We start from the raw sequence: 19,149 nt of genomic DNA, 5'->3' as shown, positions 1-19,149 counted from the left end.
GACAATCTTTTTGCGGAAACTCCTTAAAAATAATCTATGATATTGATTATTAAGCTTAAAAGATTGTCTTCGTTTTGATGTTTAGAGATTTATTTAAATTTGCGACTAACCGTTTAAAAAAGAAACAAAGTCAAGTTTGTCTCTTTTTAGAAGTTAATTTTTACAGGATAACCTAAAGCTCTCAGTGCTTTGTTTGTTCTTCCATTTCTAGGGGGCGTTGTTTCTGGTTGCGCCCAACCTACTACTTCAGCGATTGAATTAATTCCGTAATGTGGTATCCAAACTTCATCTGTCATACTCGCTAGAAATATTCGTTCCCAAATGTTTTTGGGCTTTTCTTTATACAGAATATCAAACAAAATTTGACGGATATCTTGGCCTTTTTTATTACGCTGATTCATTAACCAACTAGCAAATAATGGTAATCTTTCTTCTCGTGATAATGTAATCACATCAGATCTACCCAATGTTGCAGTGGACATTTTTATCAAGTGATCTTTAGTGGCATGAGTACACCTACACATTTCTTCAATATCATCTACAGATAACGATAACAGCTTATTTTTTGCGAGAAGTTCCATGAGTTTTGGTGCACTATAGTGGAAAGTGTCATCTTCATTAGAGGGCGCTTTTGTCAGACTTTGCCACCAACTTAGAGCTCTCATTAAAGCTGAATTAGGATCTCTTTCATGTTTTGAATAAAACTCCTCATATGGGTAAGTATTATTATTTTGTCTAACTTGATTGTAGTAATATGCATGCAAAAATTGGTCAACGTGCCAATAAGCGGGAATATCAGCTGAAACCCATTTAGGGCGGTAGTCATTTATTTGTGAAGCTATATTGTCGATTATCGTAATTGTAGATTGCCACTCTTTCTTGAATTTTTCTTTTTTCTTATCAATAGATGATTTTTTAGCGTAACCATTGATACCTTCGAAAATTGGCACCGATCTTTGTTTCTTTAGCTGCACCTCAATCTGCTCAATACCTGATTTTTTTCTCAACTCTAAGAGATTTTTCTGTTCTTCGATTATGTCTTGAGATAATGGTATTGCTTCTTTTATATTTCTAAGGCCTTCAAAAAATATTTCAAGCTGAGAGATAAGATCATTTGAGATTAGCTCTTCTTCAGTAAAAAATATTCCAGCTTCAATATTAGTCCACCAGGCCCTGTTAGTATGATTAGCTGATCCAATGTAAGCTCCATAACCTTGCCACCAAATAACCTTTGAATGCATTACATCGGGGATTAGCTGACAAAAAATATTATTTTTCATATTTTTTAGAAGCTTAGTTAGCAGGCCTATGCTGACAGGGACAGTTTCGTCATGGCGCATCCAAATATCTAATCTGAACTTGTTATCCAAGCAATTTTTTAAAAAAGTTACATTATCAGAGTCTTGGCCATATGCCAAAGCAGCTAAAACGCCATCTACCTCTTGTCCATTATTAGGCAAGCAGGAGGATAAGAATTGGCTATTAATTCCGTTGGCAATAAGCTTCATATTTTCATTACGTCCATGTTATATGGTTAAGCTACTAATCGAGCTAATTGAGCATCTTCTCTGAAAAATATACACCATTTAGCAACTGATGAAAGTTCTGCTTCAAATGACGTCAATTTTTTAATATTTTGGCTGTGAGCTTTCATTTTTTGCCGCGCACCTGGGTTTCCCCCCTTGTTGCATCTAGCTTTAAACTTTTGATACTGTTCAACTTCAAAACAGACTTTTTGCCAAATTTTTCTCCTAGCTTCCGCAAGGTCTGCATGTTCATTGAGTTTTAGACGTTCGATCGTTTGTTCTGCTCTGAACCTTTCCCAATCAGATGCTTTAGGTGCTGGTATAGCATTTCCTGTTTCATCAAATGCTATAAGGTTTACATCGTCCTCATCAGTAGGATCAAGTAAATAAGCATCTTCTGACTCTTCTCTTTGATTATCATAGGTTGAATATAAAGAGTTATCTTTTAAGGGGAACCAGCCACCTTTTTTTCTATTACCAACATTGCCACATAGCCGATAGTTAGTGTAATCAAAAGCTAACCACTGTAGTGGCATAGTTATTTTGGCCACCTAAATAGAGGTGATATTATTACCTCGTACATGACTTTAGGTGAACACATGAGATCGATAACCAGAAAAACATTTAGTGCTGAATTCAAACTTGAAGCAGCCCAATTAGTCCTCGATAAAAACCATAGCATCATCGAAGCAGCAAAGGCGATGAACGTGGGTAAATCAACCATGGATAAATGGGTGAGACAGTTAAAACTAGAACGCCAGGGTGGCACGCCAAAAGCCTCTCCCATTACCCCTGAACAAATTGAAATCCGTGAACTGAAGAAACAGGTAGCCCGTCTTGAGGAGCATAATCTTATTCTAAAAAAGGCTACCGCTCTCTTGATGTCAGACTCGATGAACAATTTACGCTGATCAGCGCACTCAAGCAGAGCCACTCTATTCTCACAATTTGTAATGCATTCAAAGTGCATCGAAGTAGCTATAAATATTGGCTAAAAAGAAAAGAACATATCGATGCTGACTTTACTATTTTATGCAGTGAAGTGAAGGCCGCGCATCGTATTAGTAATGGCTCTGCCGGTGCTAGAACGATAGCGCAATTAGTGACTAACAAAGGGATTAATCTCAGTCGTTATCGAGCCCGTAATCTAATGAGAAAGCTTGGATTATTAAGCTGTCAGCAGCCTAAGCATTCTTATAGGAAAGCTGCACAAGAGCATGTAGCGATCCCAAACACGCTTAATCGACAGTTTGCAGTAACTCAACCAGATCAAGTGTGGTGTGGCGATGTGACGTATGTTTGGGTCGGTAATCGTTGGGCATATTTAGCCGTTGTTTTAGACTTATTTTCCCGCAAACCTGTTGGGTGGGCTTTGTCATTATCGCCTGACAGCGAGCTGACCTCTAAAGCCTTGAAAATGGCATTTGAGTTAAGGGGGAAACCTGAGAATGTGATATATCACAGCGACCAAGGTTCACATTACACAAGCTTGAAATTCAGACAGTTATTATGGCGTCTTCAGATTGAGCAAAGCATGAGTCGTCGCGGGAATTGTTGGGATAACGCACCAATGGAGCGTTTCTTTAGAAGTTTGAAATCTGAATGGGTACCCGCAAGTGGCTATGGGAATTTTACAGAAGCAGACAAAGCGATCACAAATTACATCACTGGATATTACAGTGAAACTAGACCCCATCAATATAATGGTGGGTTAACTCCAAATGAGTCAGAACGTTTATATTGGAATGACTCTAAAACCGTGGCCAATATTACTTGACCACTACAATATCATTTCTGTTCGAGAAGGAGATAAACATGCCAGATTCTAATTCTTTACAATACACACTAACTATATCTATTGATCATCCTAATTTAAATATTACTATTTATAACGGTTATGGTGATGTAATAGCTGTGATGGTTGACGATTTAATTGATAGTAAAAATAAAAGTGTCCAACATTTTCTGATTAGAGATAGTCATGTCAGTTTAAAACTTAGCAAAGGTATATATCAAATAGATGGAGAGCTAGGCGGCCAAACTGAATCAATACTTGTGAGGCTTAACAATGATACTAGAGTTTGTGCTCCAAAGCCTAAAGTATACAGCGCGGTTCCCTTAGCTAAGGCTGTTACTTCTAAAGATTATTATGCTGATGCCGCTTTTCAGTTAAGTCGAGCGACTTTATCACTAGATCATAAAATGCCAAATTTATTGTTTTTTATTCGTACTATCAGCGCAGAGTTAGCTCAAGACATAAATATTCACTTGCGTATTCTAAAAGAAAATGGAGACATTGTTTTTAACTCCGAAATACATAATGTACTAAAAGATGATGAAAAAGGTTGGTTTGGAGTTTCACTCTCTTTGGATTCCGGAGGATATCTTGTTGAGATCAATGAGTCTACTCGACAAAGACGTGCTATTCCAATCTGGTTAACAAGCTATTTCCAAACTCAAATATTTGGATTATTCACAAATGGAAAAATAGATTATAACAGTCTCAGATTGTTAATGGCACCCAAGCATTCTGGATTTAATCCTGAAGATCCTTCTTTGGCTGCTACTGAAATCATGACAACGTCATTATTGGCAGGTTCACGTAATCTGACTGGAGCAGCAATGCGAGAAGCCCTAAGTGGCAAATTTGAAAACCCAATAGTTGGATTGTTTGCCGCGCATAATTTACTAAGAAGAAATAAGCTGGATGAAAATTTACTAGATATTGTTATTAATAATCTGTCTATGATGCTCGAGAACTCTCCTGATGTTATTGCATTGAAAGTTATGCAAAAAACCAGAATGAAAACAAGTATAGATGACATAAGCTTAAGCTTTCCACCAACTCTTCAAGCAAGCTATTTAGGGATTATTGAAGCGGATAGTAAAAGTGAAAATGTTGTAGAGGCTAATAGTTTATTAGAACGAATTGGTATTTGCATTTGTACAGACACTCCTTTTGTTACTTGGGATTTAAGTTTAAATAATGCATCAGAGAAGTCAATGGAGTGGATTAAGCAAAGGGTCGTTACATCTCTCTCAACTTTTGCAATGCCTCAGGACGAGCTAACCTCAAAAATTGGTGAGATGTCAAAGAGTATGGGTATCACCCAAAATTTACTAAAAAGCGCTGTTTTGGATGTGTTAAGTGAGTCCGGGCAACAAATAAACGATAAGTCTCCATTTGAGTTTATAAGTTTACACTTTCCGAAAGCAGATGATGTGCGATGGAAATCTTTAGGAGTAATAGATATGAACTTAAGTGCCGATAAGGCATATCAAGTTATATCTAAAAAACTATACTCGAATGATTAGTAAAGAAACTATTATATTATATCTTATTGGTGTGCTATTTTTTCTTGACCACTACATTGGGGGAATCTGATACTAATAAAAAGTGTTTTTCATTTGTTCCGATTGATGCTTAAAATCTATAATTATCACGACCAATAAGCTTAAGACTTTCGTGTATAGCCATGAAAAATAAATGCTTATTAAGCATATTAATAGACCAATTATACTATGGTTGCATAGTTATTTTAAAACAGTTCCTTACCTACTGCTGGAGCATCAAGCCATTCTTGAACTTCTGGTGATATAGGCGCTGACGCATCACATTTAGCTATTAATTCCTCTAAAGAATACTTAGGCTTTGGGCTAAGTATTAGCTGGCCATTATCAATTGTTAAGCGAACTGTTGCTCCCACATTTAAATTTAGTTCTTCAAGAATAGTCGAAGGAATTGTTAGCATTACTGCGTCACCGATTTTTAGAAGCTTCGATGTAACCATGACTGTTCTCCTATAGGTTTACATTCATGTAAATATAGTTTCGATTATGGTGTTATACAAGGATAATAACTTCGATGTGCTAGTGGACTTACATATTAGCCAACGGAGGGGGTGACAGATTAAATCTAATTTAAACAGCCACTTAAGATTGTCTTCGCTTTAATTTCATGAAAGTACTAAACATAGCAACGCTGCATCAGGTGTCACAGGCTAACTTTGTCTTCGCTCCAATTCCACGCTTACATAATTGTTGTGTAGAGACAATAAAGTTTGCCCGTAAGCACTCATTACCCGTAGCGGCTAACTCGTTGTTTTTAATAATTCTACAAGCTGGACTGAGGCCGACGCTAAAACGAAAAGCTGATCAAAAGAGCGCCCTTAGGGGTAAACTCTTTGTGATGATTTCGATCCTAAGAGCATTTTTATTGTTCTGCACAAGATCTATCGCTCAAAAATTACTTAATCTCTTATCCTGTAACATACTTTTTTTACTTAATCGTGTAAGTTAATCATGTAAATCAATTGTGAACTTTTTTTGAGTCTTTAATCAGCAAGCTCTCACAATTGTCGTTAGCTTAGTGAGGGGTTGTTGGAAATGTTAAAGTTGAACGTTATTTTTTATTCTGTGCTATTGGCATGCTTTGCTACATCTACAGCTACTGCCGATGAATCAAATTCTTTCGATCTAAGTCTACAAGAGTTACTGAATGTTGAGGTGACTTCGGTATCAAAACAAAAGCAGCCTTTATCGAATTCACCCGCTGCAATCTATGTCATCACAAGCGAACATATACGTAATTCTGGTGCTACTTCTATCCCGCAAGTACTTCGAGATGTGCCAGGGCTGCATGTCGGGCAGATTGACTCTCAAAAGTGGGCCATCAGTAGCCGTGGTTTTAATGGGCGCTACAACAACAAATTACTGGTATTGATGGATGGCCGAACCCTTTATTCTCCAATATTTTCAGGTGTCTACTGGGAGGTTCAGGATACACTGATGGCCGATATTGAACGCATAGAAGTTATACGCGGGCCTAGCGCGGCAATGTGGGGCGCCAATGCAGTAAACGGTGTGATTAATATTATTACCAAACACAGTGCTGATACATCTGGTGGTTATGCAGAATTGGGGGCTGGCGATTATGAGCAAGGATTTGCAGGTTTTCGTTATGGTTCCACATTATCAGATAATGCAACATCAAGAGTGTATGTAAAAGGCCATAGCAGAGACTCGCTTGAGTATAATTCGCAAGATCTCGATAGCGGTCTTGCGGAGCAATTAGCCACTGTTGATAAAGACAACGATTGGATGCATCTTCAAGTGGGAGGCCGCGTTGATATGGAGCTTGATACGGGCACAAGCCTTATGTTGAGCAGTGATGTGTACCGCACTGAAATGCAGCAGACCTCTTATTACCCTTCATTAGTTGGTCCGTCATATCGTGACTTTAATAGTAATGACATCAACAGCGATGGCTTTAATTTATTATCAAAACTCACCAAAGCGTTATCGCCAACCTCTCAATATAGCCTTCAAGCTTACTACGATTATGCAAAAAGAGACGATGATTGGTATGGGTTTAGTAGTGAAACGGTTGATGTTGATTTTCAGCATCAGCTACTTGTTGGACAAAATCATAATATTATCTGGGGACTCGGTTACCGCTTTATTCAAGATGATTTCGACCAAAGCACTATTATTGTAAGTAGCGAGTCAGAATCAACTCGAACCAATTTGTGGAGCGCATTTATTCGTGATGAAATTACGTTAGTTGATGATGAGTTGTGGTTGACGCTAGCATCACGTTTCGAACACTATGACTACACAGGCTTTGAGGTTCAACCGAATGCTCGCCTGATGTGGCAGTTGAATAAAAAAAATAATCTGTGGGCCTCTGTTGCACGCGCAATCAGAACTCCGTCGCGGATAGAAAATAATCTATCGGTGAACTCACAAATCATACCGCCTTCAGTTCAGTCACCATTGGTTAGTATATGGGTGGCTGGTAACGAGGATTATAAATCTGAAGTCATCATTTCGTATGAGGTAGGTTATCGATTTACGCCCGCTAAAAAATGGTCATTTGATTCAACAATTTTTTATAACGATTATGACCAATTGCGCAATGCTCCAGCCGGTGCAACAGATTTCAGCACATTTCCCAATTACATTTCGCAATACTTAACATTCAGTAATGATCTTGATGGATATAACTATGGATTCGAGCTCTCATCTCAGTGGGCTGCAACTGATACTATCCAATTCAAAGTAAATTATAGTTTTACTCAAAATGAATTTGGTGCCAGTCAAAGTCAAAATACTGATGCCCCAGAGCATATGATATCGACAATGATGGATTGGAGCATTAGCGATAATGTTGATTTTAATCTAGTTTGGCGTGTTATTGATGAAGCTTACGTATTGAATATCAATGACCTTAGTACTAAGGAAATTGATAGCTATAGCGGGGTTGATTTAGGACTGCACTGGAAGGTTAAGCCTGATGTCATGTTATCAGCGTTCGGGAAAAATTTACTTCATCCTGCAAACCTTGAGTTTGAAGGAGAAAGTTACCAACTCCCTTATCGTGTGGGACCAAGTTATTATATTAAAGCTACTTTGACCTTTTAGGGTAGCAACATTGAAAAACTCAAATTTAAGTCGACAGTTACTGTATTCATTATTGGTCGTGGGAGCTATTTTGCTTCCGCGAGTCTCTATGGCGCAGAACGCATTCGAGTTAAAAGCGGCATTAACCTATAACTTTGCTAAGTTTACTCAGTGGCCTGAAGCGCGTCTTAATACCTCATCTGCATGGAAAATATGTTTTTTCGGAAATCAATATCACGACAGTTTCATGGGACTTTCCGATAAAACGCTGGGAACTCAGTCTGTGATGGCCATTGAGTTATCTGGAATAAGCCAAATCGATCAGTGCGATGTTGTATTTGTAGACACTAACTCTAGGGAGTTAACCCATAGATTGTTAGTGGCTGTCGATAATAAGGCTATTTTAACGGTTTCGGATATCACAGGTTTTGCAATGCAAGGCGGGATGATTGAAATCGTCGAGCAAGATAAGCGATTGTATTTTAAAGTTAATATGCAAGTGGTAGCAAAATCTGGATTAACTATCAGCTCTCAAGTATTGAAATTGGCACTTGAGGTTAAGCGATGAAAGTAATGAATTTGTCATCGAAGTTTATCGTTTAACATAATGCTTAGCGATATTATCGCGAGCAATAGTCTATCAGCAATTATGTTTAATCCTTTCGAGGTAGTCAAAAGAGGTTAACTTGCTAATGATATTACTGGATTGGCCGATAGTCATATTTATGTCATCAAAAATTAACAGAAGATCAAAATTGAGATATTTGACGATTCATTTTTGGTAGGTTGTTGGTAAAATGTTAATGGATTTACCATTGAACATACTTTAAACTTAATCGAATAAGTTGTTTGTGTGATTTAATTTTTTGAAAAATAAATTGGCATTGTTGTCTTTGGCTTGGTGAAGGAATTATTGAAAATGTTAAAGCTGAAAATGACTTTTTATTCTGCATTATTTGTTTTTTCTGCGAGTTCTACAGCTATAGCCGCTGATTCAGACTCTTTAGATCTCAGTCTACAAGAGTTAATGAATGTTGAAGTGACTTCTGTATCAAAACAAAAGCAGTCTCTATCCAATTCACCAGCAGCAATTTATGTTGTTACAAGCGAGAGTATTCGTCGCTCTGGTGCGACCTCAATTCCACAAGCGCTTCGCGATGTGCCAGGGCTGCATGTAGCGCAGATTGATTCACAAAAGTGGGCCATTGGAAGTCGTGGTTTTAATGGGCGCTACAATAACAAATTATTGGTTTTGATGGATGGCCGAACTCTTTATTCTCCAGCATTCTCCGGTGTCTATTGGGAAGTGCAAGACACGCTTATGGCTGACATTGAGCGTATCGAAGTTATCCGTGGTCCAAGTGCAGCTTTGTGGGGGGCGAATGCGGTTAATGGTGTGATTAACATTATCACTAAACACAGTGCCGACACATTAGGAGGCTATGGAGAGCTAGGTGCCGGAGATTATGAGCAAGGCTTTGCTGGTTTTCGTTATGGATCAACATTGTCTGACAAGGTCACGTCGAGAGTATATTTGAAAGGCCATGAAAGAGATTCGTTTGAGCTTGACCTAAATGATCTTGAGAGTGACTTACTGGTACCATTTGCCGATGCAGGCAAAGATAATAGCTGGCAGCATCTGCAATTAGGTGGGCGCATTGATATTCAGCTAGAGACAGACACAAGTCTCACGTTAAGCAGTGACTTTTACAAATCTAAAATGCAGCAAGCACCTAATATTGCATCAACAGAAGCGCCGCTATATCGAAATTATTATACTGATGAAGTCAAAAGTGATGGCTTTAACTTGTTATCAAAGTACACCAAAGCATTATCGGCAACCTCTGAATATAGTGTGCAAACTTATTACGATTATGCCAACAGAGATGAAAATTTGTATGGTTTAAGCAGTGAAACCTTTGATGTTGATTTTCAGCATCAGCTAATTATTGGGCAAAATCATAATGTGGTTTGGGGATTAGGATACCGTTATATACAAGATGAGCTCGGATCCAGCCCTATTTTAGAAAGTAGTGAGGCTTCCTCGACAAATACTGATTTGTGGAGTGCGTTCATCAGTGACGAAATTATGCTAGTTAAAGACGAGTTGTGGCTTACTCTGGCTTCGCGTTTTGAACAAAATGACTATACAGGTTTTGAAGTTCAACCCAATATTCGTCTTAGGTGGCAGTTAGATACAAGAAACAGCGTATGGACTTCTATTGCTCGAGCAGTGCGAACCCCATCAAGATTAGAAAACAATATATCTGCAAATGCCCTTAATATACCGCCTTCTGACGTGGCCCCGCTGGTTAAGGTATGGGTGTCGGGTAACGACAACTTTGAATCTGAAGAAATGGTCTCATACGAGATAGGATATCGTTTTATTCCGGCAAGCCAATGGTCTTTTGATACTACCGTATTTTATAACGATTATGGCAAACTGCGCAGCGTGTCAGAGTCTGACAGTACAATTGATTTCAGTACATTCCCTAATTATATTTCGCAATATGTCTTATTTGGCAATAGTTTGGATGGATATAACTATGGGGTTGAATTATCTTCGCTGTGGGTTGCAACTCACTCACTTCAGTTAAGAGCCAATTACAGCTTTATCCAAAGCGAATTTGGTAGCAGTTTAAATCAGAATACTGATGCACCTGAGCATATGTTATCAACAATAATCGATTGGAATATTACCGATGATATAGATGTTAACTTCGTATGGCGTTTTATCGATAACAATAACGTGATAAGCCAAAACGGCACAAGTATGAAGACTATTCCTAGCTACCATAGTGTGGATATTGGGCTACGCTGGATGGTTACGCCGGATATCTCATTATCGGCGTTCGGGAAAAATTTGCTTCATCCTACCCACCTTGAATATGAAGGAGAAAGCTTACAATTTCCTTATCGGGTGGGACCAAGTTACTTTGTTAAAGCGACGTTAAGCTTTTAAGGTCGCTACAATGAAAAAAGCTAATTTGAGTCGACAGATACTGTATTCATTATTGGTTGTATTTGTGCTGCTTCCGCGTTCATCTATGGCTATGTCCCAGGACTCGTTTGATTTAAAAGCGGCGTTTACCTATAACTTCGCGAAATTTACCCAGTGGCCAGAATCGCGACTTAATACACCATCTGCGTGGAAAATATGTTTCTTTGGAAATCAATATCGCGATAGTTTTATGGGGCTTGCGAAGAAAAAATTGGTGACTCAATCAATCACGGCTATTCAGCTATCAGAAACAAGTCAAATCGAACAGTGTGATGTGGTATTTATCGATGCTAACTCTAGGGATTTAACTCGTCGTTTGTTTTTGGCTGTCGATAATAAACCTATTTTAACGGTTTCAGATATCTCGGGATTTGCGGTGCAAGGAGGCATGATTGAAATCGTTGAAAAAGATAAACGATTGTTTTTCAATATTAATATTAAAGTGTTAGAGGCTTCAGGGTTGGATATCAGTTCACAAGTATTGAAATTGGCACTTGAGGTTAAACGATGAAAATAATGAATTTAGCATCAATTCGAACAAAATTGATTTTTTCAATGCTAGCGATCGCTATTCTTGTCATTGTCATTATCTCTGCATCATTAATCACTAAGCAATATGCAGTGACTAAAGAGAAAGCTGAACAAGGTTTAGCGGTGCTAAGTGATATTGTGGCGAGCAATAGTCTGTCAGCGGTTATTTTTAATGATCCATCGTCAGCCGAAAAGACCTTATCCGCGCTCATTGCTCAGCCAGATATCATCCACGCGACTATTTATGATCCTACAGGTAATCCATTTGCCGCTTACCAAGGTCATGGGGTTTATCAAGGCGTTATTGATCAGCAGGAATTATTGAATATTATTTCTTCCAAGAAAAAGCTGACGCAATTTAACAATGATGGAGTGCACTCATATACCCCTTTGCTTTTTGAAGGTGAGGTGGTGGGCTTGTTACATATTACGGATAATATGAACGCACTCACTAAGCAACTGGATGATTATTTAGTGTTGGTTACTTCAGCCAGCATATTGGCTTTTACGGCGAGTTTATTGGTGATGTTTTGGTTGCAATCTTTATTCACCAAACCACTTAATACGCTTTTGGAAGTTATAGAACATATCTCAAATAAAAAAGACTATACGCAACGAGTCAACCTTAAATCGAATGATGAATTTTCTCAGCTGGCGCACAGCTTTAATGTGATGATCGGCGAGGTTGATGCCCGAGGCAGGCAATTAGAAACGATTAATCATGAACTCGAAAATCGTGTTTCAGAGCGCACGTTTGAACTGCAACAAACCCTTGAAATTGCCAAAAAAGCCAGTCAGGCAAAGTCTGAGTTTTTAGCGGTGATGAGTCATGAGATTAGAACGCCACTGAATGGTATTGTTGGTTTTTCTGATTTACTGACTTCTTTTAAATTAAATAAAGAAGTGTCTAACACGGTACAGATGATCAACGAGTCTGCGCAAACATTATTGGTGTTGCTGAATGAAGTGCTGGATTTCTCGAAAGCCGATGCCAATAAAATGGATTTAGACATCAAAACTTTTAATTTACCTGATCTTGTCACCTCCACATGTCATTCACATAAAGTGTCGGCAGGGAAAAAGGGTCTGGATTTTGAGGTGGTCATATCGCCATTGAGCCACGAAAATTACTTGGGTGACGCTGTCAGAGTACGACAAATTATTAATAACTTTGTCTCAAACGCGATAAAATTTACCCGCCAAGGTGCTATTTCTATAGCGGTGAGTGAGCACATGGAGGCGTCTGATACTTATATTACTTTTACCGTTAAAGATACCGGTATTGGCATTGCGGCATCAAAATTAGAGAGCATTTTCACCCCGTTTATGCAAGCTGATAGTACGATTACCCGTGAGTTTGGTGGAACGGGTTTAGGTTTGGCTATTTGCCAACAGTTAGTCGTATTGATGAATGGCCGTTATGGTGTTGAAAGTACGTTAGACGAAGGCAGTCATTTTTGGTTTAGCATTCCCCTTGTGCCACAAGACAACTCAATATCAACAGCTACTGTAGACGTTGAGCCAGATGATCATGTTCAGGCAGTGTTCCGACAATCTATAGTGTTAGTTGCAGAAGATAATGTGGTCAATCAGTTGGTGGTAAAAAGCTTGTTAGAGTCTTTAGGGCATCAATGTGAAATTGTAAATAATGGTCAAGAAGCCATCGCCAGAGCCAGCGAGAAAAAGTTTGATCTCATCTTTATGGATTACCATATGCCGGTAGTTGATGGGATCGTTGCAACTCAAGCGATAACTGACTTAGGTCAGAGTTGCATTAATTATGAAACCCCTATCATCGCACTTACTGCCGATATTCAACCGAATGTTAAAAGGCTATTCCGTAACGCAGGCGCTAAAGATACGCTGTTAAAACCTTTTACTCGTCAGAATCTATCAGAATGCATGAATAGATGGGTTTTTGAGTCTGAGAGTCCTGTTGCCGTGGTCGAGGAAGTTCAGAGCGAGGAATCGTTAGTATTTGTTGATGGGCCCCTTGATGATATTCAACAAATTTCGCCTGATGACTCAAGTGATCTGGTGAAAAGTATAGCGGATTTGTATTTAGAAAATGCACCAGTATTGATTAGTAATGTTATTAAAGGGTTAATAGACAAGGATGCCGATCAAGTCTTTAAATCAGCACACTCACTAAAGTCCAGTTCGGCCAATGTAGGGGCGATAAAAATTCAGACGTTAGCGAGTCAAATTGAGTTGTTTGCACGTAGTGGTAAGTTGAGCGATGCCAATCATCTCTCAGACACATTATTGCCTGTGTTTGAACAAACTAAAGAGGCAATATTGCTAAAGTTAGAGAGGCTTGTCTAATGTCGTTAAATACACTTCAAGATGTGGTATTAATCGTTGATGATGATCCCGTCATTCGAATTCTGATGCGTCGGGCACTAAGCCATTCTGTTGGCAATATTATTGAGGCCAGCAGTGGCGAAGAGGCGATACAGCTTTTTTCCGAACATACACCAGATTTAATATTGCTCGATGTGTCGATGGACAAAATGAATGGCTTTGAATGCTGTTCAGTGATCCGTTCATTACCCGAAGGGGATAATGTCGCCATTATTATGGTGACAGCATTAGATCAACCTCAAGACATTCAAAAAGCCTTCGATGTGGGTGCAACAGATTTCATGACCAAGCCGGTTAAGTGGCCGTTGCTGAGTCACCGCATCCATTATGTGCTTAAAGCCAATAAAACAATCAAAGAGCTAACCAAAAGTAAAAACAAACTTGCCAGAGCACAAAGCATCGCCCACTTGGGATCATGGGAGTGGGACTTTACATCCGATAAGTTAGACTGCTCTGATGAAGTTTATCGTATGTTGGGGATGCAACCTCAAGAGATAGACATTACGTTTTCTAAATTGCTAGAAATCATCCACCCAGATGATCGTGAATTTTTAAAATTAACGGTTAAAACAGCGTTAAAGCATCGGCAACCCTATGATATTGAATATCGTGTGTTACATGGTAGTGGTGAGATTATTACCCTACATGACCGAACAGATATCACTTATGATTTTGGTGAACCGCGAATTAATGGCACCTTGCATGATATTTCAAGCCGCAAAAAATCAGAGCAAGAAATCGCTTATTATGCCTTTTACGATACGTTAACGGATCTACCGAACAGGCGTAAATTTCTGTTGCAGTTAGACTCTGCAATTGCTTCAGCCAAACGTCACTCAACAAAATTAGCATTACTATTCATTGATTTAGATCATTTCAAAAGAATAAATGATACCTTGGGACACAAAGCCGGTGATGAGTTGCTATGCGAAACGGCGACACGGATAAAAAGTTCTGTACGTATTTCAGATGAGCTTAGTGTTGGCAGCCGGGTTGATTATGAAAATGAACATCTTGCCCGTTTGGGCGGCGATGAATTCACTTTACTTTTATGTGAGTTAGAAGCGTTTGATAATGTCGCTATTATTGCTCAGCGAGTGCTTGATGCGCTTTCGAAACCCTTTGTTATTCAGGGGCAACAAACATTTATTTCGGCCAGCATCGGTATTTCTTTTTATCCCGACGACGGTGAATCCGGCGATATTTTACTGCAGCATGCAGATACTGCCATGTATGAAGTGAAACACAACGGCAAAAACGGTTACCAACTTTTTTCACATGAAATGCATAAATCATTAATGGATAGGCTCAAAATTGAAGTCGAACTGCGAGAGGCTATAAGGTTAGGAGATCAGTTTGTACTTTATTACCAACCACAAATTGACTCAGCAAATGACAACATTGTTGGATACGAAGCATTATTGCGTTGGAACCATCCAACAAGAGGCTTGTTAACACCGATAGATTTTCTCGCGATTGCTGAAAGTAGCGGCTTGATTATCCCTATTGGAGAATGGGCTTTGCTTGAAGCTTGTAGCAAAGCGAAACAGATACATATTGCAGATGCCAATTTTCAGCGCATGGCTGTCAATCTATCTGCATTGCAATTCAACCATGCAAATATTTTTGACCACGTGAAACGTGCACTTGTTGAAACAGGTTTACCACCAAATCTACTTGAGCTTGAAATTACAGAATCAGCCATCATCAGTAACGTCGATGAGGCGATTGCTTTGCTATTTATGTTAAAAAAACTAGGTGTGAAGTTAGCTATTGATGATTTTGGAACCGGCTACTCTTCATTAAACTACTTAAAGAGTTTCCCCATTGATACATTAAAAATTGATAAGTCGTTTGTAGATGGAATTGTGAGCAATCAAAAAGATGCCGCAATCGCTCGCACAATCGTGCAGTTAGCACTTAATTTAGAGCTCAGTACCATCGCTGAAGGTGTCGAGTATATAGAGCAGCATGAGTTACTTAAGGCTATGGGATGTACTAATTTACAAGGTTATTTGTATAGTAAACCCTTACCTCCGGAAATGGTTTAAAGTGATATGTAACAGGCGCTCAAAATTGGCCATTAACGTAAATTGGTGGCAGTAAAAAGGGGCCGATTTAAATAAGCACGCCAAGAACTTTTTAATATCATTAATTCTTTAAGCCGATCAATTCATATTGAATCGGTTTTTTTTGTACCTTTACTTGTATATGTAAACTTTCGTATATACACTTAGTCGTATGTTTTTACTTCTTGTTTATCCGTTATGAAAAAGAAAACTGTGTTGTTTCTATGTACTGGCAATTCGGCGCGTTCGCAAATGGCTGAGGCGTTGTTACGTAATAAAGCGGCTGATCAATTTGATGTGTTTAGTGCCGGGACATCGCCAGAGCAAGTCGATGTTCGAACTATTGAGGCTATTACTCGCTTCGGTATTGATGCGGGTGATTTAGTGTCTAAGCACCTACAGACTTTTGCTGGCAAAGATTTCGATTATGTTATTACCCTATGCGATAAAGCCAATAATGAATGTCGTAGTTATCCTGGCGCGGGTAAGCAACTGGCATGGGACTTTCCCGATCCTAAAAATCGCGCAGGCGAGCAACCATTTTTTTTGACCTTACATGACATCAATAACCGCCTGACGATGTTTCTGTTAGTGGAGCAACAAACTACGGGTCTAAGGCCATTTGAGTTGGTGCCCGAAGCCGAAGTACCTGAATTCAAAGAAGTTGACCCCATTACATTTTATAAATGCCTTACCGATGACATTCGCTTAAAAACCTTAATGTTGACCCATTATCATGGTGAGCTGTGTGTATGCGAGTTAATGGCGGCGCTTGATGAAGAGAGCCAACCTAAAGTATCGCGCAATTTAGCCTTATTGAAAAAGGCCAATATTCTAAGCGACAGAAAACATGGCCAGTGGGTGTTTTATCGTATCAATCCTAATTTACCTCTCTGGTCCAAATCAGTAATAGCAGAAACCACCGAAAACAACCTTGGGTTGATAATGCCGTCATTACAGCAATTACACACAATGCAAAACCGGCCTAATAAAGTGAGCTTTTGTCGTTAAGTTGATGTTTTAAAGTGTGTTTTAAAAGATGCTTTAATCGGTTTTTATATATTTTCTAGTTGTGTGGAGTCATTTTTATGGGAATATTCGAACGGTTTCTATCGGTATGGGTTGGCTTAAGTATGTTGGCTGGGGTGTTGTTAGGTTTATGGCAACCCGGAGTATTTCAAGTTATTGCCAACCTTGAAATCGCCCACGTTAACTTGGTGGTTGCGGTGTTTATTTGGGTGATGATTTACCCAATGATGGTGCAAATTGATTTTTCTTCCATAAAAGATGTTGGCCGAAATCCCAAAGGATTATTGCTTACAGTAGTCATTAATTGGTTAATTAAACCCTTCACCATGGCAGCTTTAGGTTGGTTGTTCTTTAAGGTGCTATTTGCCGACTTGGTCGATCCTGCATCTGCACAAGAGTATATCGCAGGCATGATTTTACTTGGCGTGGCCCCTTGTACCGCGATGGTGTTTGTGTGGTCGCAATTAACCAAAGGGGATGCGAACTACACCTTAGTGCAAGTGTCGGTTAATGATGTGATTATGATTTTTGCCTTTGCGCCCATTACCGCTTTTTTGTTGGGGGTGAGCGATATTCAGGTGCCATGGGAAACCTTGCTTATTTCGGTATTACTGTATGTGCTGTTGCCTCTAATTGCTGGAGTGACAACGCGTTACTTACTTAATCGCCGCCATGGATTGGTTGCTATTAATTCCTTTCTGGCTAACGTAAAGCCTTGGTCAATTATTGGTTTATTGGCCACTGTGGTATTGCTATTTGGATTTCAGGCCGAGGTAATAGTGTCGGATCCACAAACGATAGGCTTAATTGCTGTGCCGTTGATTATCCAAACTTACGGCATTTTTATCATCGCTTATATCGCGGCCAAATGGTTAAAACTGGCGCACAATATTGCTGCGCCAGCTTGTTTAATTGGCACCTCTAACTTTTTTGAACTGGCAGTAGCCGTGGCGATATCGCTTTTTGGTTTACATTCAGGTGCAGCCCTCGCCACAGTAGTGGGAGTGTTGGTTGAAGTGCCGGTGATGTTGTCGCTGGTGGCGATTGTTAACCGCACACAGCATTGGTTTAAGCATTAATGTGACCGCACTTTAAATTTATTGCAGCGCTAATATTTTACCGCTTTAAATGACTAACCGTTTAACCGAATACTTGATGCTAATAATCAATCCTTACAACCAAGACTTAACATGAAGCAAAGCTTAGGACACCATTATGACGATAAAAATAGGCATTAACGGTTTTGGCCGTATGGGACGTTTATCCATGCGTGCGGCGTATGATTGGGACGATGTTGAAATTGTACATATTAACGATCCTGCTGGCGATGCCGCCACGCTGGCACATTTAATGACCTTTGATTCAGTCCATGGCCGCTGGCACCACGAGGCAACACATGACGGTGATGCTATTGTTATTAACGGCAAAGCCATTCCTTGCAGCCGTAATGTCGCTACCCAAGACACCGATTGGTCAAAATGCGATGTGGTGATTGAAGCCTCAGGCAAGATAAAAACCAAAGCCTTGCTACAAGCTTACTTAGATCAAGGTGTAAAACGGGTTGTGGTAACCGCACCAGTAAAAGAAGACGGCGTGCTTAATATTGTGATGGGTGTAAATGATGATTTATACGACAAAGCCATTCACCCAATCGTGACCGCAGCTTCTTGTACCACCAACTGCTTAGCGCCTGTAGTAAAAGTTATCCATGAGAACATTGGCATTAAGCATGGCTCAATGACCACAATTCATGACATCACCAATACCCAAACTATTTTAGATGCACCGCATCAAGATTTACGTCGCGCCCGTGCGTGTGGCATTAGTTTGATACCAACTACTACTGGTTCTGCTACCGCGATTACTCATATATTCCCTGAGTTAAAAGGCAAGTTAAATGGTCATGCGATACGGGTGCCGTTAGCCAATGCGTCACTCACCGATTGTGTATTTGAAGTGGCTCGTGGAACGACTGCAGAAGAAGTAAACCAGTTATTGAAGCAAGCTGCTGATAGTGAGCTTAAGGGCATTATGGGTTATGAAGAGCGTCCATTAGTGTCGGTAGATTATAAAACCGACCCGCGCTCAAGCATTATCGATGCCTTGTCGACCATGGTGGTGAATGACACCCAAGTTAAACTGTATGTGTGGTACGACAACGAGTGGGGATATGCCAATCGTACCGCAGAGCTCGCCCGCAAAGTGGGCTTAGCAGATAAGGAATAAG

Annotated in this window: 14 protein-coding genes; 11 read left to right on the top strand and 3 right to left on the bottom strand. The window is 39.5% G+C overall.

Translation table 11 applies throughout. The annotated features are described in order from the left end of the window. Window positions 1–146: 146 nt before the first annotated feature. Together SFRI_RS20640 and SFRI_RS20635 are read right to left on the bottom strand one after the other, a co-directional pair. The gene (locus SFRI_RS20640) at window positions 147–1,508 is read right to left on the bottom strand and encodes a phospholipase D-like domain-containing protein (RefSeq protein WP_011639421.1); all 1,362 of its coding nucleotides are present in this window, start codon (window positions 1,506–1,508) and stop codon (window positions 147–149) included. A 26-nt stretch (window positions 1,509–1,534) separates the two neighbouring features. After that, window positions 1,535–2,062 carry a hypothetical protein gene (locus SFRI_RS20635; RefSeq protein WP_011639420.1) on the bottom strand — a complete coding sequence of 176 codons (528 nt, stop codon included), beginning with the start codon at window positions 2,060–2,062 and terminating at the stop codon, window positions 1,535–1,537. A 63-nt stretch (window positions 2,063–2,125) separates the two neighbouring features. Between SFRI_RS20635 and SFRI_RS20625 the strand changes: the two genes are divergently transcribed. Together SFRI_RS20625 and SFRI_RS20620 are read left to right on the top strand one after the other, a co-directional pair. After that, window positions 2,126–3,303 (top strand): IS3-like element ISShfr6 family transposase gene (locus tag SFRI_RS20625; protein ID WP_086019740.1). Its coding sequence is split into 2 segments (ribosomal slippage): window positions 2,126–2,384 and window positions 2,384–3,303, totalling 1,179 coding nucleotides; the frame shifts between segments, so codons are not numbered across the junction. Window positions 3,304–3,341: 38 nt separating this feature from the next. Continuing rightward, complete coding sequence (locus SFRI_RS20620) at window positions 3,342–4,841, top strand: hypothetical protein (RefSeq protein WP_011639419.1); 1,500 nt, start codon at window positions 3,342–3,344, stop codon at window positions 4,839–4,841. Window positions 4,842–5,065: 224 nt separating this feature from the next. Here the strand turns inward: SFRI_RS20620 and SFRI_RS20615 are convergent, their stop codons facing one another. Next, a complete protein-coding gene (locus tag SFRI_RS20615; RefSeq protein ID WP_011639418.1) occupies window positions 5,066–5,317 on the bottom strand; it encodes an AbrB/MazE/SpoVT family DNA-binding domain-containing protein in 252 nt (83 codons plus the stop codon). A gap of 595 nt (window positions 5,318–5,912) precedes the next feature. Between SFRI_RS20615 and SFRI_RS20610 the strand changes: the two genes are divergently transcribed. The 9 genes from SFRI_RS20610 to SFRI_RS20570 all read left to right on the top strand — a co-directional run bounded on the left by SFRI_RS20610 (window position 5,913) and on the right by SFRI_RS20570 (window position 19,148). Then, window positions 5,913–7,949, top strand: a complete 2,037-nt coding sequence (locus SFRI_RS20610) for a TonB-dependent receptor plug domain-containing protein (RefSeq protein ID WP_011639417.1) — start codon at window positions 5,913–5,915, stop codon at window positions 7,947–7,949. Window positions 7,950–7,959: 10 nt separating this feature from the next. Then, window positions 7,960–8,496, top strand: a complete 537-nt coding sequence (locus tag SFRI_RS20605) for a YfiR family protein (RefSeq protein WP_011639416.1) — start codon at window positions 7,960–7,962, stop codon at window positions 8,494–8,496. 351 nt (window positions 8,497–8,847) lie between these two features. Further along, window positions 8,848–10,890: a TonB-dependent receptor plug domain-containing protein gene (locus SFRI_RS20600; RefSeq protein ID WP_011639415.1), complete on the top strand. Its 2,043-nt coding sequence runs from the start codon at window positions 8,848–8,850 to the stop codon at window positions 10,888–10,890. A gap of 10 nt (window positions 10,891–10,900) precedes the next feature. Further along, window positions 10,901–11,440, top strand: a complete 540-nt coding sequence (locus SFRI_RS21120) for a YfiR family protein (RefSeq protein ID WP_011639414.1) — start codon at window positions 10,901–10,903, stop codon at window positions 11,438–11,440. Continuing rightward, on the top strand, window positions 11,437–13,785 hold the full coding sequence (locus SFRI_RS20590; RefSeq protein WP_011639413.1) for an ATP-binding protein: 2,349 nt from the start codon (window positions 11,437–11,439) through the stop codon (window positions 13,783–13,785). The genes SFRI_RS21120 and SFRI_RS20590 overlap by 4 nt, the downstream gene beginning before the upstream one ends. Then, window positions 13,785–15,875 (top strand): two-component system response regulator, encoded by a 2,091-nt coding sequence (locus SFRI_RS20585; protein WP_011639412.1) that lies wholly within the window; start codon window positions 13,785–13,787, stop codon window positions 15,873–15,875. Before SFRI_RS20590 ends, SFRI_RS20585 begins: the two co-directional genes overlap by 1 nt. Before the next feature lie 216 nt (window positions 15,876–16,091). Continuing rightward, window positions 16,092–16,904 (top strand): metalloregulator ArsR/SmtB family transcription factor, encoded by an 813-nt coding sequence (locus SFRI_RS20580; RefSeq protein WP_011639411.1) that lies wholly within the window; start codon window positions 16,092–16,094, stop codon window positions 16,902–16,904. Window positions 16,905–16,981: 77 nt separating this feature from the next. After that, a complete protein-coding gene (gene arsB / locus SFRI_RS20575) occupies window positions 16,982–18,001 on the top strand; it encodes an ACR3 family arsenite efflux transporter (protein WP_011639410.1) in 1,020 nt (339 codons plus the stop codon). A gap of 136 nt (window positions 18,002–18,137) precedes the next feature. Beyond that, window positions 18,138–19,148: an ArsJ-associated glyceraldehyde-3-phosphate dehydrogenase gene (locus SFRI_RS20570; RefSeq protein ID WP_011639409.1), complete on the top strand. Its 1,011-nt coding sequence runs from the start codon at window positions 18,138–18,140 to the stop codon at window positions 19,146–19,148. Window position 19,149: the final 1 nt, after the last annotated feature.

Origin of the sequence: Shewanella frigidimarina NCIMB 400 (genome assembly GCF_000014705.1) — a bacterium.
GTDB classification, from domain to species: domain Bacteria; phylum Pseudomonadota; class Gammaproteobacteria; order Enterobacterales; family Shewanellaceae; genus Shewanella; species Shewanella frigidimarina.
This window is presented reverse-complemented; position numbering and strand designations above follow the sequence as displayed.